This is a genomic window from Planotetraspora sp. GP83, from assembly GCF_041262585.1.
Taxonomy (GTDB): domain Bacteria; phylum Actinomycetota; class Actinomycetes; order Streptosporangiales; family Streptosporangiaceae; genus JAOEGB01.
In genome coordinates, this window is record NZ_JBGCBZ010000006.1 from 263163 (window position 1) to 283364 (window position 20202).

Annotated in this window: 20 protein-coding genes, 1 tRNA gene and 1 pseudogene; 10 read left to right on the forward strand and 12 right to left on the reverse strand. The window is 68.6% G+C overall.

What is annotated here, in order from left to right; all coding sequences use genetic code 11:
- The first annotated feature begins 203 nt into the window (after nucleotides 1–203).
- A complete protein-coding gene (locus ABH927_RS11515) occupies nucleotides 204–518 on the forward strand; it encodes a GNAT family N-acetyltransferase (RefSeq protein WP_370020651.1) in 315 nt (104 codons plus the stop codon).
- Between the two features lie 307 nt (nucleotides 519–825).
- Here the strand turns inward: ABH927_RS11515 and ABH927_RS11520 are convergent, their stop codons facing one another.
- The 3 genes from ABH927_RS11520 to ABH927_RS11530 all read right to left on the reverse strand — a co-directional run bounded on the left by ABH927_RS11520 (nucleotide 826) and on the right by ABH927_RS11530 (nucleotide 3721).
- Entirely contained in the window at nucleotides 826–1932 is a 1107-nt protein-coding gene (locus ABH927_RS11520; protein ID WP_370020653.1) for a DUF4262 domain-containing protein, read from the reverse strand.
- 92 nt (nucleotides 1933–2024) lie between these two features.
- A complete protein-coding gene (locus ABH927_RS11525; protein WP_370020655.1) occupies nucleotides 2025–3236 on the reverse strand; it encodes an RNA polymerase sigma factor in 1212 nt (403 codons plus the stop codon).
- Nucleotides 3233–3721, reverse strand: a complete 489-nt coding sequence (locus tag ABH927_RS11530; RefSeq protein ID WP_370020657.1) for a YciI family protein — start codon at nucleotides 3719–3721, stop codon at nucleotides 3233–3235. The genes ABH927_RS11525 and ABH927_RS11530 overlap by 4 nt, the downstream gene beginning before the upstream one ends.
- A 139-nt stretch (nucleotides 3722–3860) precedes the next feature.
- Here ABH927_RS11530 and ABH927_RS11535 point away from each other — a divergent pair, with 139 nt between their 5' ends.
- The 5 genes from ABH927_RS11535 (at nucleotide 3861) to ABH927_RS11555 (ending at nucleotide 8371) form a co-directional block, all read left to right on the forward strand.
- Nucleotides 3861–5354: an MFS transporter gene (locus ABH927_RS11535; protein ID WP_370020659.1), complete on the forward strand. Its 1494-nt coding sequence runs from the start codon at nucleotides 3861–3863 to the stop codon at nucleotides 5352–5354.
- Between the two features lie 340 nt (nucleotides 5355–5694).
- On the forward strand, nucleotides 5695–6564 hold the full coding sequence (locus ABH927_RS11540) for a GyrI-like domain-containing protein (protein WP_370020661.1): 870 nt from the start codon (nucleotides 5695–5697) through the stop codon (nucleotides 6562–6564).
- A gap of 409 nt (nucleotides 6565–6973) precedes the next feature.
- Complete coding sequence (locus ABH927_RS11545; protein WP_370020663.1) at nucleotides 6974–7336, forward strand: ArsR/SmtB family transcription factor; 363 nt, start codon at nucleotides 6974–6976, stop codon at nucleotides 7334–7336.
- The gene (locus ABH927_RS11550; RefSeq protein WP_370020665.1) at nucleotides 7333–7815 is read left to right on the forward strand and encodes an SRPBCC family protein; all 483 of its coding nucleotides are present in this window, start codon (nucleotides 7333–7335) and stop codon (nucleotides 7813–7815) included. The genes ABH927_RS11545 and ABH927_RS11550 overlap by 4 nt, the downstream gene beginning before the upstream one ends.
- On the forward strand, nucleotides 7802–8371 hold the full coding sequence (locus ABH927_RS11555; protein ID WP_370020819.1) for a TIGR03086 family metal-binding protein: 570 nt from the start codon (nucleotides 7802–7804) through the stop codon (nucleotides 8369–8371). The genes ABH927_RS11550 and ABH927_RS11555 overlap by 14 nt, the downstream gene beginning before the upstream one ends.
- Nucleotides 8372–8489: 118 nt before the next feature.
- Here ABH927_RS11555 and ABH927_RS11560 read toward each other — a convergent pair.
- Nucleotides 8490–9727, reverse strand: a pseudogene (locus ABH927_RS11560) (IS110 family transposase).
- Between the two features lie 188 nt (nucleotides 9728–9915).
- Here ABH927_RS11560 and ABH927_RS11565 point away from each other — a divergent pair.
- Nucleotides 9916–10041 (forward strand): hypothetical protein, encoded by a 126-nt coding sequence (locus tag ABH927_RS11565; protein ID WP_370020666.1) that lies wholly within the window; start codon nucleotides 9916–9918, stop codon nucleotides 10039–10041.
- 78 nt (nucleotides 10042–10119) lie between these two features.
- On the opposite strand, the gene ABH927_RS11570 is transcribed toward ABH927_RS11565, so the two are convergent.
- The 3 genes from ABH927_RS11570 to cysS all read right to left on the reverse strand — a co-directional run bounded on the left by ABH927_RS11570 (nucleotide 10120) and on the right by cysS (nucleotide 12617).
- Nucleotides 10120–10192 (reverse strand) — tRNA-Thr (locus ABH927_RS11570).
- Between the two features lie 49 nt (nucleotides 10193–10241).
- Nucleotides 10242–11201, reverse strand: a complete 960-nt coding sequence (gene rlmB, locus ABH927_RS11575; protein WP_370020668.1) for a 23S rRNA (guanosine(2251)-2'-O)-methyltransferase RlmB — start codon at nucleotides 11199–11201, stop codon at nucleotides 10242–10244.
- A gap of 21 nt (nucleotides 11202–11222) precedes the next feature.
- Nucleotides 11223–12617, reverse strand: coding sequence for a cysteine--tRNA ligase (gene cysS / locus ABH927_RS11580; protein ID WP_370020670.1), 1395 nt, complete (start codon nucleotides 12615–12617; stop codon nucleotides 11223–11225).
- Nucleotides 12618–12904: 287 nt separating this feature from the next.
- Between cysS and ABH927_RS11585 the strand changes: the two genes are divergently transcribed.
- Nucleotides 12905–14827 (forward strand): DUF2637 domain-containing protein, encoded by a 1923-nt coding sequence (locus tag ABH927_RS11585; RefSeq protein ID WP_370020672.1) that lies wholly within the window; start codon nucleotides 12905–12907, stop codon nucleotides 14825–14827.
- A 209-nt stretch (nucleotides 14828–15036) separates the two neighbouring features.
- On the opposite strand, the gene ABH927_RS11590 is transcribed toward ABH927_RS11585, so the two are convergent.
- The 3 genes from ABH927_RS11590 to ABH927_RS11600 all read right to left on the reverse strand — a co-directional run bounded on the left by ABH927_RS11590 (nucleotide 15037) and on the right by ABH927_RS11600 (nucleotide 16458).
- Nucleotides 15037–15306: a GlsB/YeaQ/YmgE family stress response membrane protein gene (locus tag ABH927_RS11590; RefSeq protein WP_370020674.1), complete on the reverse strand. Its 270-nt coding sequence runs from the start codon at nucleotides 15304–15306 to the stop codon at nucleotides 15037–15039.
- 196 nt (nucleotides 15307–15502) lie between these two features.
- On the reverse strand, nucleotides 15503–15958 hold the full coding sequence (gene ispF / locus ABH927_RS11595) for a 2-C-methyl-D-erythritol 2,4-cyclodiphosphate synthase (protein WP_370020676.1): 456 nt from the start codon (nucleotides 15956–15958) through the stop codon (nucleotides 15503–15505).
- A gap of 17 nt (nucleotides 15959–15975) precedes the next feature.
- The gene (locus tag ABH927_RS11600) at nucleotides 15976–16458 is read right to left on the reverse strand and encodes a CarD family transcriptional regulator (protein ID WP_030510364.1); all 483 of its coding nucleotides are present in this window, start codon (nucleotides 16456–16458) and stop codon (nucleotides 15976–15978) included.
- A gap of 259 nt (nucleotides 16459–16717) precedes the next feature.
- On the opposite strand from ABH927_RS11600, the gene ABH927_RS11605 reads away from it, so the two are divergent.
- Nucleotides 16718–17353, forward strand: a complete 636-nt coding sequence (locus ABH927_RS11605) for a copper chaperone PCu(A)C (protein ID WP_370020678.1) — start codon at nucleotides 16718–16720, stop codon at nucleotides 17351–17353.
- A gap of 155 nt (nucleotides 17354–17508) precedes the next feature.
- Here the strand turns inward: ABH927_RS11605 and ABH927_RS11610 are convergent, their stop codons facing one another.
- Complete coding sequence (locus ABH927_RS11610; protein WP_370020680.1) at nucleotides 17509–18198, reverse strand: response regulator; 690 nt, start codon at nucleotides 18196–18198, stop codon at nucleotides 17509–17511.
- Nucleotides 18195–19334, reverse strand: a complete 1140-nt coding sequence (locus ABH927_RS11615) for a sensor histidine kinase (protein WP_370020821.1) — start codon at nucleotides 19332–19334, stop codon at nucleotides 18195–18197. The genes ABH927_RS11610 and ABH927_RS11615 overlap by 4 nt, the downstream gene beginning before the upstream one ends.
- A gap of 153 nt (nucleotides 19335–19487) precedes the next feature.
- On the opposite strand from ABH927_RS11615, the gene phoU reads away from it, so the two are divergent.
- Nucleotides 19488–20141 carry a phosphate signaling complex protein PhoU gene (gene phoU, locus ABH927_RS11620; RefSeq protein WP_370020682.1) on the forward strand — a complete coding sequence of 218 codons (654 nt, stop codon included), beginning with the start codon at nucleotides 19488–19490 and terminating at the stop codon, nucleotides 20139–20141.
- Nucleotides 20142–20202 lie beyond the last annotated feature (61 nt).

Consider the following 20202-nt stretch of genomic DNA (forward strand, 5'->3'; position numbering starts at 1 on the left):
CCAACGTAGCTGTGAAACCGCAAACTGGACCGTCCGCTCATCGGCATGAGCGCGCGACTCGCGGCAGAAGCGGATGTCGAGTCCTCACCGATTGTCCGATGATGCTGCTATGTTCGCCCCCGCTGATCGTCGCTGGACCAAGGTCGGAGGGTACTTGTGGCTGAGGTGGCGCTGCGGCCGGTCGACGACTCCGACCTCGATGCTTGTTCGAACAGATGCGGGATCCCGAGTCGGTCCGGATGGCCGCCTTCACGGCCGAAAATCCCGATGACCGCACCGCATTCGATGTCCACATGGCGAAGGTCCGGACGTCGCCTGAGGTGACCACCCGTGCGGTCACCGTCGATGGACGGCTCGTCGGCAGCATCGCCAGCTTTGTCGTTGATGGCGATACCGAGGTCACATACTGGATCGACAGGCCCTTCTGGGGGCAAGGCATCGCCGGCCGAGCGCTCGCCCTGCTCCTGGAATCGGTTCGCGTGCGGCCCTGTTCGCCCGCGCCGCGAGTGACAATGTGAGATCGCTCAAGGTGCTGCAGAGGGCAGGATTCGCGATCATAGGCACGGAGATCTCGTTCGCCAACGGGCGAAATAAGGAGATCGAGGAAACGATCCTGCGCCTCGACGAGCCCGTGAAGAACGCGCCAGCCGATGCGTCGAGCGGAGAGAGGGAGACTTACTGATCTCGGCATAGTCGGACGACGGCGCAACAGTCGAAGACCACGCGCTTCGCGGCAGAAGAGGATGTTCGTGAGGCGCTCATCGACGGGCGCACGCACTGCGGCGGGATCGGTTCCGTCGCCTGGTACCGGTCGCCGCCCAGCGTCTACCCGTCCTCGGCGGGCTTGTCTTCCGGATCAAGGTCGCTGAGGGTCCAGGTGCCGTCGGTAGACAGCCAGGCTTGCCGACCGGGTGCCAGGGTCGCGAACTGTGCGAGGTACGGGTGCTGGGCGTACACGTGGTGGAGATGCGCGATCGCGATGCTCTGTCCGGTGGTGTCGAGGCCGTTGAGGAACTGCCAGTCTCCGTCGTGGTCGCGTACCACGCCGCGGATCGGCTGCTGCCCTTCGACGATGCGGGTGGTGGTGTAGACCTGGGTCCTCACCGGGGAGTCTGGGAACGGCCACGGGGTGATGGACTCCAATTCGCGCCACAGGCTTGGAGGGTGCTGATCCGGGGGTAGCCACAGCTGTGGCTGGTTGGCCCGACAGTTGACGCCCGCGTGCTCGTCCCAGGGGAAGCGTCCGTCCTGGTCGGGCCAGACCACTTGGACGATCGGCAGCGGTGGGTGGTGGCGGTAGAAGCGCAGGGCGGTGCCGAAGTAGAACGGATACCAGCCGGGATGCACCGGTTTGATGATCAGCGGATAGTCGCCAGGCAGGATGCCGTGGAGGGGTCGCTCGTCGGAGTGCAGCGGCTGACCGTCGCGGATCTGGTCGCCAATCTTGTTGATCCAGTTCTGCATGTCCGGGAGTAGCAGTCCGAATATCGCGACTTCCGGGCTGCCCAGACTGTGCCACATGCCGATGGTGTACGCCCAGGCCGGAACACCATCGTCAGAATGGACCGCGGTTGCGCTCCAACCGTGCCGGGCAACAAGGTCCGCGGTGTCGTCCCGGCAGCCGTGTTCGCACACCTGCCCGTCGTCGTGGTCATGGCCTGGATTGTCGCCGGTGCATAGGACGCAGTGACACTCACGGCGAGGGTCGAGTAGCGCAACCATCCCGGCAGCGTAGAGGCTGCCCGGCAGGACGGACGATCCAGGCAGCCGAGCAGGTGGCTTCCTCGGCGATCTTCGGTCCGCGCCAGAAGGCCCGAAACGCGAGCTACGTCGCCCGGCCGGCAGCCCGCCGCGAAGGACCGCGGCGCCGAACGGCATCTCGGTCAGGAGGAGAGCTGGCCATCTGGCCGGGCATCGAACTATCGGCGGCATGATCGGACGTTGATCTGCTCTCCGTGGCGTGGATCGCGAACCTCGCAGCGCTGAAGGTGCATGTGACCTGGTGGAGGGATTGGGGGCGGAGTCTATGTTCTCACCCGGCTGGCCCGGGACTGTAGGTAGCGTTGCTCGGCGATGCTGGCGGTGGCCTTCGCGGCGCGCTGGTAGTGCTCGTACGCCCCGGCCGTGTCGCCGGTCTTCTCCAGCAGATGCGCCCGTACGGACAGCAGCCGGTGATGCCGGGCCATCCGCTCGTCACTGTCCAATGTGGCCAGCAGGGCCAGCCCGGCCAGCGGGCCCTCGGTCTCGGCGAGCGCGATCGCCCGGTTGAGGGTGACCATCGGGTTGGGCGCGATCCGTTCCAGGATCAGGTAAAGGGCGTGCACCTGCGGCCAGTTGGTCTCCTCGGCCGTGGCCGCGTCGGCGTGCGTGGCGGCGATGGCGGCCTGCAGTTGGTAAGGCCCCAGCGCCGGGCTGGCCAGCGTCGCCTTGACCAGCTCGATGCCCTCGTCGATCAGCTCGCGGTCCCACTTCGTACGGTCCTGCTCGTCCAGCGGCACCAGGTCGCCGGCCGCCGTCGTACGTGCCTTCCGGCGGGCGTGGGTCAGCAGCATCAGCGCGAGCAGCCCGGTCACCTCGCCGTCCTCGGGCAGCTGCGCGTGCACCATCCTGGCCAGCCGGATCGCCTCGTGCGCGAGGTCGGCGCGGTGCAACTCGCTGCCCGAGGAGGCGGTGTAGCCCTCGTTGAAGATCAGGTAGAGCACGTGCAGGACGACCCGTAGCCGCTCCTCGCGCTCCGCGCCGTCCGGCGGGCTGAACGAGCTGCCGGAGGCCTTGATGCGCTGCTTGGCCCGGCTGATCCTGGCCGCCATCGTTGCCTCCGGCACCAGGAACGCGCGGGCGATCTCAGCAGTGGTCAGGCCGCCGACCGCCCGCAGCGTCAGGGCGGTCTGGGAGGCCGCGGTCAGCGTCGGATGGCAGCACAGGAACAGCAGGACGAGCGTGTCGTCGGTGTCCGGTACGTCCTCGGGCACCACCTCGGTGGCCGTCGCCGACTCCCGCTCGCGGCGCGCGTGGTCGCTGCGCATCTCGTCGATGAGCCGCCGGGACGCGACAGTCACCAGCCAGCCGCGCGGGTTGTCCGGCACTCCCTCGGCCGGCCACTGCACGGTGGCGGCGAGGACGGCCTCCTGTACGGCGTCCTCACACCCTTCGAACTGGCCGTGCCGACGGACCAACGCGCCGAGGACCTGCGGCGTGAGCTCACGCAGCAGGTCCTCGATGGCTGGTGCTGTCATGCCTCCAATTGTCCGTCAGCGAACATCACCTGCCGCACCTCGACCCCCAGCCCCTCGATCGCGGTGTCCGGGATCTGCGCCGCCAGCTCGATCGCCCGCTCCTTGTTCTCGCAGTCGATCAGGTAGAAGCCGCCCAGATACTCCTTGGACTCCAGGAAAGGTCCATCGGTCACCACCGGCTGGCCGTTGCGTACGGACACCACAGCGGCCTGTGACAGGTCGACCAGCGCCTGCGTGGTGATCAGCTCGCCGGACTTCTTCAGCGCCTCGATGAACTTGCCGTGGCCGTCGCCTATCGCCGCCTTCTCCTCGTCGGTCAGCGCGTCCAGCACGGCCGGGTTGATATGCATGCTGATCAGGAACTTCATCTCGTACTCCTCGTGGTCGCGAGCCCCGGCTGGGCCCTTCGACCAGTTGGTCGGAGCCGCCGCCGCCGTCTTGACATCCCCCTGCCAGAACTTACCCGCGAGTTTTCGCCGTCGCATCGCCCGGACCGCGAGGTCGTCATCTCTGGTGACGCCCAGCCGTGGCAGACCCGAGAGATGTCCGTCCGTACCGATGTCAAGAAGCTCTCGACCGCTCCGACCAACTGGCGAAACGTCGAGAGAACAGGAAGTTTCAGATATGCGAGTCGACCGGGCATGGCTGGGACTGGGCGTCCTCATGCTGCCGACATTGCTCGTCGCGATCGACGCGACGGCGTTGCTCCTCGCGCTCCCACGGCTGAGCGCCGACCTGGGTGCCACCAACGTCCAGCAGTTGTGGATCAGTGACAGCTACGGATTCATGGTGGCCGGCCTGGTCATCACGATGGGTACGCTCGGCGACCGGATCGGCCGCCGACGGCTGCTGATCATCGGCGGAGCAGCGTTTGCGGTGCTGTCGATCGTGGCCGCCTTCGCGGCCAGCCCGCTGATGTTGATTGTCGCGCGTGCGCTGCTGGGCGTCGCCGGCGCGACCCTGGCGCCGTCCACACTTGCCTTGATCACCAACATGTTCCGCGACGAACGACAGCGCGGGCAGGCCATCGCGATCTGGGCGACCTGCCAGTTCACCGGCGGCGCGCTCGGACCCGTACTCGCCGGATTCCTGCTCCAGCACTTCTGGTGGGGATCGGTGTTCCTGGTCGCCGTGCCGGCGATGGTGTTGCTGCTGCTCGCCGGGCCGGTCCTGCTGCCCGAGTTCCACAGCGACCAGGCCGGCCGGCTGGACCTGGCCAGCGTCGGGCTCTCGCTCGTGGCGGTGCTTTTGATGGTCTACGGCATCAAGCAGCTGACCGTCGAGAGCGTGTCAGTCGTCCCGGCGCCGGCCCTCGTCGTCGGCGCGGCCATCGGATTCCTGTTCGTACGCCGGCAACTGCGGCTGGAGACGCCGCTGCTGGACCTGCGGCTGTTCCGCAACCGCCCGTTCACGGCCGTACTCGTCGCGCTGGCCTTCGTCGGCATCGCCATGGCTGGTACGGGCCTGCTGGTGACCCAGTACCTGCAGAGCGTGCTGGGCTTCTCCCCGGTCGTGTCGGCGGTGCTGTTCGCACCAATGGGCCTGGGCGTGGCGGTCGGCACCATGGCCGCGCCAGCGCTGGCCCGGCGGATGAAGCAGACGACCGCGATCACCGGCGGGCTGGTGGGGTCGGCGCTGGTCAGCCTGCTGCTGGCCGGCGTCGACGGTGCGGGCGCCCTGCCGCTGGTGATGATCGGCATCGCCGTACTGGCGCTGGGCACCGGCCCGCTGTTCGCGCTGGGCACCGGGCTGGTCGTTGGGTCCGTACCGCCGGAGCGCGCCGGCTCGGCGGCGTCGATGTCGGAGACCGGCAACTACTTCGGCGGTTCGCTCGGCTTCGCGCTGCTCGGTGTGGTGGCCGCGGTGGTCTACCGCAGCCGGATGGACGGCACGTCCGACTCGCTGGCCGGCGCGGTCGCCGCCAGCCAGCACCTTCCCGCCAGCCAGGGCGCGGAACTGCTGCACACCGCGCGGGAGGCGTTCACCGCCAGCCTGCACGTCACCGGCGTCGTCGCCGCGGTCATCTTCGCCGGGCTGGCCGTACTGATCCTCACCATGCGCCCGGCAACCCGGACCACCCCAGCCGCACTCTCCGACTACGAGGCGACTCGCTCATAGCACCCCTGCCGAGGCTGACATTGCAGCCCGGCTGGGTCACCTCCGTCGCGCCGAGTCGACGTTGCCTGCATCGGCGGTGGTAGGTCCGTTCGATCCGTCCTCGCATGGTCGATACCCCGGCTTGGTCGGCCACCAGTCCGGACAGGGTCCTCGGCCTCGGCGCCCGGCGTCCGCTCATCGGCAGAGCCGGACGTGTCCCGCACTCGGATCTCCGACGCCCGCCTAGCGGCATGAGCGTGCGTTAGCGCCGTGACGGTCCAGGGACATGATCGGATCGGACCGCAGCGGTCGGGCGCGGCCGGGATGCCTTCGGCCAGGCTTGACGTCGAAAGGAGGCCTCGTGATTTCGGCACTCAACCGGCTTGTCGACCTTGTCGAGAAGCACCTCACCGAGGAGTTCGACGTGAACGGGTTGGCCAGGGCGGTCGGCACGACCGAGTACCACCTGCGCCGGATGTTCTCGTCGTTGGCCGGCATGCCGCTGTCGGAGTATGTGCGCCGGCGCCGCATGACCGTCGCCGCTGCCGACGTCGTCCGGGGTGAGGACGATTTGCTGAGCATCGCCGTCCGGCACGGATACGGCTCGACCGAGGCGTTCGGACGTGCGTTCCGGGCGGTCCACGGCTCCGGCCCCGGTGACGTGCGCCGCGACGGAGGCCCCCTTCGCACACAACCGCAGCTCAGGTTCCGCCTGACCGTCGAAGGGAGCATCCCCATGGACACCCGCATCGTCGACCGCCCCGCGTTCCGGCTGGTCGGACACGCAGCCCGGGTTCCGCTCATCCACCAGGGCATCAACCCGCACATCCAGCAGCACATCACCGCACTGCCGCAGGAGGAGCATCTCCGACTGAAGGCCCTCGGCGACACCGAGCCGGGGGGCCTGCTGCAAGTCTGCGACGACCTCGACCCCGACGGCACCGAGGGCAGCGAACTGACCTACCTGCACGGGGTCGCTGTCTCTCGGGACACGCCGGCCCCCGACGACCTCGACGCCATCGAGGTACCGGCCGGCATATGGGCGGTCTTCCGCACCGCCGGACCCCATCCGCAGGCCCTGCAGAAGACCTGGGCCGCGACCGCGACCGAGTGGTTCCCCTCCAACCCGTGGCGACTGCGGCCAGGTCCCTCGATCGTCGCGGTCCTCGAGCGCGCGGACGACTTCAGCACCACGACCTGCGAGCTATGGCTACCCGTCGAACCGATGTGACGGACCCTGCGAGAATCCAGACAGCATCGAGGATCCGGCCCGGCCGCCTTGCCGTTACGCGGCTGGGAGCCGGGCCGGTGCCGAGACGTGAACGCCCGCACATCGGCAGAGTCGGACGTGTCAGACTCGCTGAGCTGCCAACGCCCGACCAGCGGCATGAGTGCGCACCTGATCTTGGTCTTGAGGATCAGCGGCTGGGGCTTCGACGGGCGCCAGCGAGGAGGTGGCAGCTACGCCCGGTCCGGCCCGATGGACTTCGTCTGATCGACCCGGCCCAGCCTCCCGGGGTCGCTCGGATCGAGGTCTGGCATCTGCGCTCGTCTGCGGTTTCAACTTGTCGGTTGATACCGGTCGCTCAGCGGGTATAGCTTGACTTTCAACTAGAGGGTTGAAAGTTGGGGAGGTGCCGATGGCAGCAGACACGCTGTCGCGGGTCTTCGCGGCACTGGCGGATCCGACCAGGCGCGACATGGTGGCTCGGCTCGCGGTGGGCGATGCGACGGTGAACCAGCTCGCCGAGCCTTACCCGATGACGCTCCAGGCGGTCTACAAGCACCTCAAGGTATTGGAGGACGCCGGGGTGGTGAGCCGGCCGGCGGGGCCGCAGCCTCGGCCGGTACGGCTGGAAGCGGAGGTCTTTGACCTGATGGACAGGTGGATCGAGCGTTACCGGCGCCAGACCGAGGAGCAGTACCGCCGTCTCGACGCTGTACTGGCGCAGATGAACCACGACACGACGACCGACCAGACCGAGAAGGGAAGCGCGGCATGAGCACCATCGCCGAGACCACGATCGAGGCCGACCCGAAGGTGCCGATCATCCGGATGCGCAGGGAGTTCAACGCCACGCCCGAGCAACTGTTCCGGGCGCACACCGATCCGCGGCTGTTCGCGCAGTGGGTCGGTCCGAACGGGATGCACACCCGCATCGAGAAGTGGGACGCGCGCTCAGGCGGCAGCTGGCGCTACGTGTCCACCCGCGACGGGCAGCAGTACGCGTTTCGTGGCTGCTTCCACGACGTGCGGCCGGACCGGATCGTCCAGACGTTCACCTTCGAGGGGCAACCCGACGGCGTGGCGCTGGAGACGCTCTGGTTCGAGAACCTCGACGGCGGGCGGACGCTTCTGCGCACACAGTCTCTTGTGGACAGTTTTGAGGTCCGGGACGCATGGCTGGCCAGCGGCATGGAGGTCGGGGTCAACGAGGGCTACGCCAAGCTCGAGGAGATGCTTGCCGATGGCACTGTCTAACCGGCCCGCCGAGCGGCACCGACAGGTCAGCCGCGGGTTCACCGATCGGGTCCGGGGCGCCCAGTCGTGGGACGCGCCCGCGCCGGTCGCCGGGTGGACCGCCCGCGACGTTGTACGCCACCTGACCGAATGGTTACCGCCGTTCTTGGCCACCGGCTCCGGTATCCGATTGCCAGCCGGGCCATCGGTCGACGACGACCCGGCCGCCGCGTGGCAGACCCACTGCGATGCGGTGCAGTCCCTGCTCGATGACCCGGCCACCTCCGGCCGCCTCCTATCGAATCCGCATACCGGCGAACTGCCGCTGGACCGCGCGATCGACCAGTTCTACACAGCCGACGTGTTCATGCACACCTGGGACCTCGCCCGGGCCACAGGCCAGGACGACCGCCTCGACCAGGACTTCTGTTGGCAACTGCTGGCCGGGATGGAGCCGATGGAGGAGATCATCCGCTCGTCCGGGGAATACGGCCCCCGCGTGCCGGTGAAGGAACACGCCGACCCGCAATCCAGACTGCTGGGCTTCATCGGCCGCGATCCGGAGTGGACCGCCTGACATGAGGAGCCCCGGTCGAACGCGCCGACCGGGGCTCCACGAACGGCCGGACCAAATTCCGGATGCCAGGCTAAATCTTCCGCTCATCGGCAGAAGAGACATCCCAAGGGCTTAGAAGTCAAGCCGCGAGGGATCGGGTGGGTTCGACGCGGCTTGGCCAGGCGGTTGTTTCTGAATAGTGGGTGCTGGTCTTCAGGCAGCCGTGCAGGATGCCGACAAGGCGGTTGCTGACCTGGCGGAGCCCGGCGTGGTGGCCGAGACCACGAGCGCGTTGCTTGTCGTAGTAGGCGCGGGCTCCGGGTGATGAGGTCAGCGCGGAGAGTGCCTGCGACTGCAGGGCGTCGGCGAGCCGGTCGTTGCGGACGAACCGGGCCATGACCACGGTGCTGCGTCCGGACGCTCGGGTGATCGAGCTGGAGCCAGCGTAGTTCTTACGGGCCTTCGCGCTGGCGTAGCGGCCCTTGGCGTCTCCGAACTCGGCGAGCACCCGGGCGCCGTTGACCTTTCCGATGCCGGGCTGGGACAGGTAGATCTCAGCCTCCAGGTGTTTGTGAAAATGGGTCTCCACCTGGGTCTCCAGCTGCTTGATCTGCTCGTTCAACGTGATCAGCACCTGCGCGATCGCCGCTGCGGTGGCGGCGTAGGCGGCGGTGATGGCGGCAGGCTGGGCCAGCTGCCGGGTACCTAGCGCGTCTTTGATCGCCTTTGCCTTGGCCGGCACGTCCTGGCGGCGCGCCCGTTTGAGCGCGGCGCTGATCTGAGCGGCCGAGAGCTTAGCCGCGGACGCCGGATCGGGAGCCTTGACCAACAACTCCAGGACGTCGGCGCCGGTCAGGGCCAGGCCGGCGTAGGCGACCTGGGCGGCGGGGAAGAACTCGCGCAACGCGCTGCGCAACCGCAGCGTGTGCCGGGTGCGTTCCCAGATCAGCGTCTGATGCGCACGAGCGACCACTTTGATCGCTTCGCTCAACGCGCTGTCGGCCGCCACCGCGCGCAGCTGATGGCGTTTCGGTGCGCACGCACCATGTCGGCCAAGGCGTGCGCGTCGGCGGCGTCGCTCTTGGCGCCCGAGAGGTTATAGCGCTCCTTGAACCTGGCGACCTGCTTGGGGTTGAGCCCGAACACCTGGTAGCCGGCCCCGACCAGCGCCTGCACCCACAAGCCCCGGTCGGTCTCGATCGCCACCACCACCTGACCCACCTGGCCATCGGGCAGATGCGCGGCGATCAGCTCATGCAGCCGGGCGATCCCGGCCGCACCCTCCGGCAGCCGCTTGGCGGCCAGCTTGCGGCCCGCCTCGTCCTGAACCTCCACATCATGGTGGTCGTCGGCCCAGTCATCTCCGACGAACAGCAACGTCCACGTCCCTCTCTGCCTCATCCAGGCGGTTGGTCCCAGCAGCCTGCGGGAGAACGGCACGCGCCCTAATGGATCAGTGCTCACGCCACACAACGACGGGCACGACAGCCCAACAGCGGTCATGTCTCCCGGCCAACACCTGCGCCTCGCTCCTGGCAGCGCTTGACGTTCACCCTCGCGTGGCGATGCGCATCCTCCGCCACTCGCAGATCTCGCTGACCATGAACACCTACACGCAGATCCCATCGCCGGCCACGCGCAAGGCCCTCGACCGCCTGAGCCAGAGCCTCGACGGTGACAGCGAGCGATAGACGACGTTGCTGTACATCGCTGCTGTACGGAGATCCAAAAGGCCCCCTGCGATGATCGCAAGGGGCCTTTGACATGCGAGCCGCCTTGGGGAATCGAACCCCAGACCTTCTGTTTACAAGACAGATGCTCTGCCGATTGAGCTAAGGCGGCATATCGACTACGAGTTTAGTGGTCCGCGGGCCGTACCGTCACGGTGAAATCACCGGCGGCGGTGGCGGGCCACCTCGTAGAGCGCGATCCCGGCCGCCACTCCGGCGTTGAGCGACTCGGCCGCCGCGTTCATGGGGATGCGAACGACCTGGTCACAGGATTCGCGGACGAGACGGGACAGGCCCTTGCCCTCCGAGCCGACGACCAGGACCAGTGGCTCCGTCGCGAGCTCCACGTCGGCGACATCGAGCGTGGCGGTGCCGTCGAGGCCGATGACGAACAGGCCGTCCTCGCGGTACGCCTGGAGCGTCTGGGTCAGGTTCGCCGCCCGCGCGACGGGCAGGTTGGCCAGCGTCCCGGCCGAGGTCTTCCAGGCACCGGCGGTGACGCCAGCGGAGCGACGCGACGGGACGAGGAGCCCGTGAGCGCCGAACGCGGTGGCCGAACGGGCGATGGCGCCCAGGTTGCGCGGGTCCGTCACACCGTCGAGCGCGACGATCAGCGGGACCTCGGCGGCGTCACGGGCGTAGTCGACGAGCTGCTCGGGATGGGCGTACTCGTACGGCGGAATCTGCAGGCCGATGCCCTGGTGGACGCCGCCCTCCGTCAGCCGGTCGAGCTTGTCCCGCGAGACCTCCAGAAGCGCGATGCCGTGATCCGCCGCGATCTTGATGGCCTCCCGCACGCGGTCGTCGTTTTCGATCCGCTGCGCGACATAGAGCGCGTTCGCCGGCACACCGGCGCGGAGCGCCTCGACAACCGGGTTACGACCGCCGATGACCTCCGGCGCGTCCTCCTTGCGGGTGCGGCTCGGGGCGCGGCCAGGCTGGCCAGGACGGCCACTGCCTTCCCGCTCGATCCGCTCGGCACGGGCCTTGTCCTTGTACCAGTGCCGCATGTGCGCGGGGGGCGTCGCGCCCTTGCCCTCCAGGGAACGCCGCACCTTGCCACCGGTGCCCCTCGTGGGGCCCTGCTTCTTCGTGGGCTTCCCTGAAGCCTTTCCCGCCATGGTCTCTAGGGTACGGCCCGCCTAGCGTGCCAGTTCCCAACGAGGGCCCTGGGGGGTGTCCTCGACGACGACACCGGCCGCGGCGAGCTGGTCGCGGATCGCGTCGGCGGCCGCGTAGTCCCTGCGCGCTCGGGCCGCCTGCCGCTGCTCCAGGGCGACCGCCACCAGTGCGTCCACGACCTCACGGAGGCCAGAGTCGCCGCTCACGCGCCACTGCTCCGACCGGGGGTCGAGACCGAGCACGTCGAGCATGTTCTGCGTCTCGGCAAGCAGCCGGGCGACCTGCTCCTTGTTGCCGTGCGCCAAGGCCACGTTGCCCTCGCGGACGACCTCGTGGATCACGGCCAGCGCCTGGGACACGTTGAGGTCGTCGTTCATGGCGTCCACGAACGCCTGCGGCAGCGGCGCCGCCGCGTCCACGTCGTGGATCACCTCGACCGCCCGGGTGATGAATCCCTCGATGCGCCGGTAACCGGCGGCGGCCTCCTGGAGGGCCTCCTCCGAGTAGTCGATCGGCGAGCGGTAGTGGGCCGCCACAAGGTAGTAGCGCAGCTCAACCGGCCGCACCTTGCGAAGCATGTCCGGGATGAGCAGCGAGTTGCCGAGCGACTTGCTCATCTTCTCGCCGCCGAGCTTCAGCATGCCGTTGTGCATCCAGTAGCGCGCGAAGCCGTCGCCAGCCGCCTGCGACTGGGCGATCTCGTTCTCGTGGTGCGGGAAGACCAGGTCGACGCCGCCGCCGTGGATGTCGAAGGTGCCGCCGAGGTATTTGGTCGCCATCGCCGAGCACTCGAGGTGCCAGCCAGGACGGCCCCGGCCCCACGGCGTGGGCCAGGTCGGCTCCCCCGGCTTGGCGCCCTTCCACAGGGCGAAGTCACGCGGGTCGCGCTTGAGCGAGTCGGTGTCGGTGTCTCCGGCCGCCCGCATGTTCTCGAGCTTCTGGTTGGAGAGCTTGCCGTACCGGTCGGCGTAGGAGACGACGTCGAAGTAGACGTCACCGCCCGCGGCGTACGCGTGACCCTTGTCGATCAGCCGCCGCATCAGCTCGACCATCTCCGGGACATGACCCATCGCGCGGGGCTCGACGGTCGGCGGAAGGCAGCCGAGCTGGTCGTACGCCCAGGTGAAGGCACGCTGGTTGCGCTCCGAGACGACGAACCAGGGCACGCCCTCTTCCGAGGCCACCCGGATGATCTTGTCGTCGAGGTCGGTGACGTTGCGGCAGAACGTCACGTCGTAACCCTCACGCAGCAGCCACCTGCGGAGCACGTCGAAGTTGAGGCCGGACCTGATGTGCCCGATGTGCGGCGGAGCCTGAACGGTCGCACCACACAGGTACATCGAGACCCGGCCGGGCTCGACCGGAACGAATTCACGGACCGTACGCGTGCTGGTGTCGTAGAGGTTCAGGCTCACGAAGGCAAGGCTAACGCCTTATGCCGCAGCACATGCCTACTTGTGCGCCCGTGAAGGAGGCGGTGTCGCCTTTTCACCTCGTACGGCTGGCACTTGGGACTCATTAGTCACTCCATAAGCGGAGAAACCGCTTAACGCACCTATCGCTGGCGAGGGGAGTCGATTGCCGAAGCGCCCGATATGGTGCTCCGCGCGGCACGGCCAGGCTCGTCAGGTCTCGATCTCCAGGCTTCTGACCTTCGCAGTGACGATCGATCGTCGGACCGATTCTGTAGGCTCGGAAGGCCATGGACGCGACTCCCCCCGGTGCGGCAGGCATGGCCTCCCGCCCGTCCCGACCTACGCCCGCAGGCGCTCCGCTGCTGCTGCGCCGCCTCGCGATCGGCCTCGCCGGCCTCGCCGTCGCCGTGCTCACAGGGGCGGCGTGCGCGCTCTCCTTCGACGACCTGCGTGCCCTCGCCATCACGGGCCACGCGCAACCACGTCTCGCCTACTTGTACCCGACCGCTTTCGACGCCCTCCTGGTCGTCGCCCTGGTCAGCGTGTTGCTTCTGGGCGGCGGGCGGCTTCTGGTGCGGCTGCAGGCGAGCCTCGTGCTGCTCCTCCTCCTGGCGGCGGCCGCCGCGGCGACGGTGGCCTCCGCCGCCGGGGCTACTTTCGACCCGCGCCAAGCGGCGATCGTCGTCGCCCTGCTGCCGTGGGTGATGCTGGCCCTGGGGCTCTGGATGCTGCTCATCCTCCTCAAACACGCGCGGGCCAGCCGGGCCGACCTTGACGATGTCGCAGACGCGGGTGAGATCGTGCCCTTCGACGGCGAGCGGGAGTCTCGCAGGGTCAGTGCGGCCCAGGGCCCCACAGCGCCCTACACCGTCGTTCCCGAGGCCGTGGCCCCGCCGGACTACGCCCCGCCATTACCGGTGAGCCCGGTGGCCGAGACCGTCGCCCCACCGGAGTACGCCCCGCCACTGCCGGTCACTCCCACCTCCGAGTCCGGCCATGACGCGAACTCGCCGTTCGGGGGCCGCGACGCCGATACTGGCGGGCTCGATGTGGACACCGACGCGGAACCCCGCCAGCCGCATGTGGAAGCCGAATCCGAAACCGGCCGCCCCAATGTGGGCGGCGGATCGGCACCCGGCAGGCCGCTCGTTGGCGTCGAGTCCGATGATGACTACGCGCCGCCTGCCGACTCCGAGGCTGCCGAGCCCGACGTCATGCCGGTGGTGCCTCCGACAGCGGCTCCCCAGACGCCACCGGTGGACGAGCTTCCACCACTGGGCACGCTGCCGCCACCGTCTGAGCCCGCGCGGCCGACGGCCCCGAAGCGGAACCGTCCCATCCGCTGGGGCGATTTCGTCCGTCCCCACACGGGCGATGTGCTCGTCCACCCCCGCCCCAAGGGGCCCGGCGAGACCCCCGCGCAGGAAGAAGCGCCTTCAGCCCCCGGCACCAGCACGCCTGCCGCCGAAGAGGAGGCTCCGGGCGGCCAGGACAGCCCTTCGGGACGTGATCGCACCCCTGAGACCGCTGCGGAAACCCAGCCGTTACGCGAAGAGGACCAGCCTGGCGCCGCCGTACCGATCGTCGCGGCGTCGGACGAGGCTTCCGCGGAGCTGTCAAGACGGTACGGCGAGGCCGCCGAAGCGATAGCGCGCCGCTACTCCCAGCCGCGTCCGGAAGTCCCAGAAGCCCCGGTAACCGCTTCGGAGCCGGATTCCGACGCTCCGGAAGCCGCTCCCGCTGCTGAAGAAGCCGCGCATGCTGCCGAGGCCGCGTCCGTTGCCTCGCAGCCGGCCGACTACGCCAACGGTGCCGACGGCGCTACGGAGGCCCCAGCGGCCGCCTCGAAGCCGGAATTCGGCTCCCCGGAAGCCTCCGCCGCCCCCTCCCTCAGCCCGGAGATGGACGACAGTTCGCAGGCGGACGAGAGCTTGGAGACGGACGAGACGGGGGTCGACACGCAGCCGATGCGGCAAATCCGTGACGCCCTGGCGCACGGCCCCGACGCCGCCCACGCCCCCGACCCGGCACACGCCGCCGAGGTGGCCGACCCGGACGAGCGGACCGCGACACGGCGGCAGCCGTACGACTCGAGGGCCGGAGCACCTGCCGTCGACGACGCTCCCGGCACCGGCACCGGCACCGAAGACGGTGTGCCGCTGGCGCCGCCGTCCGGCCGTATGCGCAGCACCCCGCGCCCGCCTACCTGATACGCGGAACGCTCACGCCCGCCAACTGGATGGGGGCGCGCCTTGGCCGTCAGCGTGGCAGGCGCCCCCGGACAGGCCATGGCGAGCCGGGCCGGCGCCTGGCTGGGCCGGAAGAGCAGGGCATGGGGAAGGCCCGGACGGTCCGGGGAGGGCCGTCCGGGCCTTTCCTCTTGGGCTAGGACGCGGGCGGGTGACCGCCCGCTCCAGCCTTATACACGCGTTCGACCGCGGAGACCGGCGACGAGGCCGACACCCACGACCGCCAGCACCACCTGCATGACCAGCTCGATCCAGTCGATGCCGGGGGTGGTCTTCACGCCCAGAACCTGGGCGAGGGCGGTTCCGATCAGCGCCGCGACGATGCCGACGACGACGGTCAGAATCCAACCGATCTGCTGCCTGCCCGGCAGGATCAGACGTCCCAGAGCACCGATGATCGCTCCGATGATGATGGCGCCAAGAATGGACTGGATTGTCATATCGACCTCCCGTTGAGGGTGACCCCTTCACTCTCAGAAGGTGGGCTACCCCACATCGGGGAAATATGCGTCCGGCAAACGAAAAAGACAAGAGGGCGGCGACCCGTTTCCGCGCCAGGTTTCGAGCCGCCGCCCACGTGCTAATGAGACGCTTCTGCTCTCATTCCGGTTGACATGTCTGTTTGGACCGAGCCATTCATTGAAAGACCAGGGCGGTTGCCATGGCCGCGACGCCTTCTCCGCGTCCGGTGAGGCCCAGGCCGTCCGTCGTGGTGGCGCTCACGCTCACAGGAGCGCCTATGGCGGCCCCGAGCGCCTTCTCCGCCTCTGTACGGCGAGACGCCAGCTTGGGGCGGTTTCCGATGATCTGGACGGCCACATTGCCGATCTCGAAGCCGGCGGCCCGCACCTTCCGGGCCGTCTCCTCCAGGAGCACGACACCCGAGGCGCCCGCCCAGCGGGGATCGGAGGTGCCGAAGAGCCCGCCGAGGTCCCCCAGGCCGGCGGCTGAGAGCAGAGCGTCGCAGCACGCGTGTGCGGCGACGTCGCCGTCCGAATGTCCCGCGAGCCCGGTCTCACCAGGCCAGTGCAGGCCGGCCAGATGAAGCTCCCTGCCAGACGCAAAAGGGTGGACATCGACTCCGATGCCCACCCTTGGCGATGTCGTGTTCAGGAGTTGAGCACCTCATCGAGCAAGGCCTCGGCCTTGTCCTCGTTGGTCTTCTCGGCCAACGCGAGCTCGCTGACCAGTATCTGCCGCGCCTTGGCGAGCATCCGCTTCTCACCCGCGGACAGCCCGCGCTCCTTGTCGCGTCGCCACAGGTCGCGAACGACCTCGGCCACCTTGTTGACGTCGCCGGACGCCAGCTTCTCCAGGTTGGCCTTGTAGCGGCGGGACCAGTTGGTGGGCTCCTCCGTGTGCGGCATGCGCAACACGTCGAAAACGCGCTCGAGCCCTTCTTGGCCGACGACGTCGCGTACACCGACGAGCTCGGCATTCTCAGCTGGCACCTGGACGGTGAGGTCGCCCTTGTCGACCTTCAGCACCAAGTAGGTCTTTTCCTCACCCTTGATGGTTCGGGTCGTGATGGCCTCGATCCGAGCAGCCCCATGGTGGGGGTAGACGACAGTGTCGCCGACCTGGAAAGTCATGTGACGAGTACCCCTTCCGCTGTACTCCAGAGTACCACGCGGTTACAGCCTCCCGGAACAGTGAAAGGAACATAACTGCAGGTCAAAGCCTCGTTTTAGGGCTTGACAACGGCTCAACTCTGTGAATCGCCATTCTCGACATACGGGATGACCTGCACTGCTGCGCGTTCGGCGGCCAGGGAGCCGCCTCCAGACCGACAGGTGGCGCGGATAGGCTGAAGCCTGCCCATAAACGTGCGCACCAAGGAGAACTCGAACCGTGACCAGCACCAGCCGTCGCAGGGCGATCGCCGTTGCCGCGCTCCTGGCCGCCATCCCTGCGCTGGCCGCGTGTGGCGCCGGGTTCGACGCCAACACCAACACCCCGTACAGGCCCACCGAGGCAGGGGTCCTGATCCAGGACACCGGCTCGGGCACGGCCTACGGCCAGAACGGCGTCAAGATCAGCCAGGCGTTCATCCTCGGGCCTGACGCGGGCGGCCAGATCGCCGCCGGAGGCTCGGCACCGCTCTACCTGACCCTCGTGAACAGCACGGGCACCCCGGACACCCTGACCGGCATCGTGTCGAACGGGCAGCAGGCCACCTCGGTGAAGGCCCCAGGCCCGATCCAGCTGGCGCCCGACACGCTGGCCAAGACGCCCGGGGTCACGGTGGAGGGGCTCAAGCAGCCGCTGCGCGGCGGCGAGAGCCTGCAGTTGACGCTGCAGTTCAAGAACGCCGGCGACATCGCGCTGTCGGTGCCGGTCGTCACGCGGAGCCGCGAGTTCGCCACGCTGCCCCCCGCCGCGCAGCCGGCGGCGAGCCCGAGCGCCCCGATCTCGTCGCCCAGCGCCCCGGCCACCGGCGTCACGCCCACCCCGGCCCCCTCCGGCTCGGCGACCCCCGCCGCCTAGACACGCCTGAACACGCCTGGCAGGCCGAAACCCCTGTCCGGTACGGCATGCCGTACCGGACAGGGGTTTCCACGCCGCTCGTGAGGCTCGTGAGGCTCGGCTCGCGGTCAGCTCAGCTCGCGGTCAGCTCAGCTCGCGGTCAGTTCGCGGTCAGGTCATTCCTCGGTGGGGTCGAACTTGTAGCCCAGGCCGCGGACGGTGAGGATGCAGCGCGGGTTGGACGGGTCGGACTCGACCTTGGCCCGCAACCGCTTCACGTGGACGTCGAGCGTCTTGGTGTCCCCGACGTAGTCGGCGCCCCAGACGCGGTCGATGAGCTGGCCTCTGGTCAGCACCCGGCCGGCGTTGCGGAGCAGCACCTCCAGCAGCTCGAACTCCTTCAGGGGCAACTGCACCTGCTGGCCGCGGACGGCCACGATGTGCCGGTCGACGTCCATCCGAACCGGGCCCGCGGCGAGGATCGCGGACTCCAGCTCCTCCACGTCGCCCTGCCGCCGGAGCACGGCCCGGATGCGGGCCACGAGCTCACGCGACGAGAACGGCTTGGTCACATAGTCGTCGGCGCCCAGCTCCAGACCCACGACCTTGTCGATCTCGCTGTCCTTGGCGGTCAGCATGATCACCGGGACCTTGGAGCGCTGCCGCAACGATCGGCACACCTCCGTCCCGGGCAGGCCCGGCAGCATGAGGTCGAGTAACACCAGGTCGGCGCCGTTGCGGTCGAAGGTGTCCAGCGCCTCGGGGCCGCTGGCCGCCACGGCGACCTCGAACCCTTCCTTGCGGAGCATGTAGGACAAGGCGTCGGAGAACGACTCCTCGTCCTCGACGACGAGTACCCGAGTCACTTCGCGGCCTCCAGGGGGATGGTTGTGCGTGGTTCGGCGACGGCCTTCCCGCCGAAGGCGGGCAGGCGAAGGGTGAAGGTCGAGCCGGAGCCTTCCTTGCTCCAGACGGTCACCTCGCCGCCATGGGCGACGGCGACGTGCTTGACGATCGCGAGCCCCAGCCCGGTGCCACCGGTGGCCCGGGACCTGGCCGCGTCGACCCGGAAGAACCTTTCGAAGATCCGCTCCTGGGCGCTCTCCGGGATGCCGATGCCCTGGTCGCTGACGCTGATCTCGACGGATCCTCCGGCGGGCCTGGCGCTCACCACGACACGGGTGTGCTCGGGGCTGTAGGCCACGGCGTTGTCGATGAGATTGCGCAGCGCTGTCACCAGGAGTTCGTCGTCACCCCAGATCTTCAGGCCCTCGCTGCCTCCAGCGACGAGGGTGATGTCCTTGGAGGACGCCTTGGTGTTGCACCTGTCGATGGCCTCGTGGACGGCCTCGTCGATGGGGACGCACCCGGGGGTCGGGATCGGCTCGCCGCCCTGGATCCGGGACAGCGTGATGAGGTCCTGCACCAGATAGGTCAGCCGGGCCGCCTCGTGCTGCATGCGCCCCGCGAAGCGGGTGACCGCCTCGGGGTCGTCGGCCGCGTCCTGGATCGTCTCCGCCAGCAGGCTCAGCGCGCCGACCGGCGTCTTGAGCTCGTGGCTCACGTTGGCGACGAAGTCGCGCCGGACCGCCTCGACCCTGCGGCGCTCGGTCTGGTCCTCCGCGAGGACCAGCACCTGGCCGTGGGATCCCAGCGGCGCGACCCGGACGGCGAAGGTCGTCGACTCCTGGCCGAACTTACGGCCGGCCGTCTCGATCTCGCTCTCGCGGATCTCGCCGTCCCTCCGGACCTTCCTGGCGAGAGCCAGCAACTCGGCGGCCATGAGGGAATCTCCCCGGACCAACCCGAAGGCGCGGGCGGCCGAGCTGGCCCGGAGCACCCGGTCCTCGCGGTCCAGGACGACCGCCGAGGATGGAAGCACCGCCAGGACGGACGCCACGCCCGGAGACAGCATGTCGTCAACGGGTTCCGGTTCCTGCGCCTTGTCGGTCTGTCGTCGGATCGCCAGCATGACGAAGGAGCCGAGGACGAATCCGCCCATCGCCGCTAGGCTCGCCAGCAACTCGTTCACGCTCAAATGCTAGGCGGCGTTTCTCATCTTCCGGACTGCCGGATAGCGCATGACCATGGTGTTTCCGGAAAAGTTCATTTACTGGTCGGGGTTCGTTCACGAATTCACGCGTAGCGTAACGGCATGCGCGACGCCTACCACGATGAGCTTGAATCCCTCACGGACCGGCTGGTCGAGATGACCCGCCTTGTCCGGTCCGCCATGTCAAGGGGCACGACGGCGCTGCTGGACGCCGACCTGCAGCTCGCAGAGAGCGTGATCTCTCAGGACGCCGAGGTCGACCGGATCTACGCCGAGATCGAGACGTCGATCTACGAGGTCATGGCGACGCAGCAGCCCGTCGCCGTCGACCTGCGCACCGTGGTGACCGCTCTGCGGATGGCTGCCGACCTGGAGCGCATGGGCGACCTCGCCGAGCACATCGCCAAGATCGCCAGGATGCGGCACCCCGAGTCGGCCATCCCCGCCGAGCTGCGCGACACCATCGTGCGGATGGGCGCCATCGCCGAGGATCTGATCACCAAGACCGGCAGTTGCATCGCGTCCCGCGACATCGAGGTCGCCAAGGAGCTGGAGGACGACGACGACGAGATGGACCGGCTGCACCGGCGGCTGTTCCGCGTCCTCCTCGCCAAGGACTGGAGCCACGGCATCGAGGCCGCCATCGACATCACCCTGATCGGCCGCTTCTACGAGCGCTACGCCGACCACGCCGTCCGCGTCGCCCGCGACGTCGTCTACCTGGTCACCGGCACCCGCTCGGACGACGCGGCCTGACCCCCAAGCTCGAAAGCCCCGGTCCTCGGGGGGCCGGGGCTTTCGTATGCCTTCTGCCGCG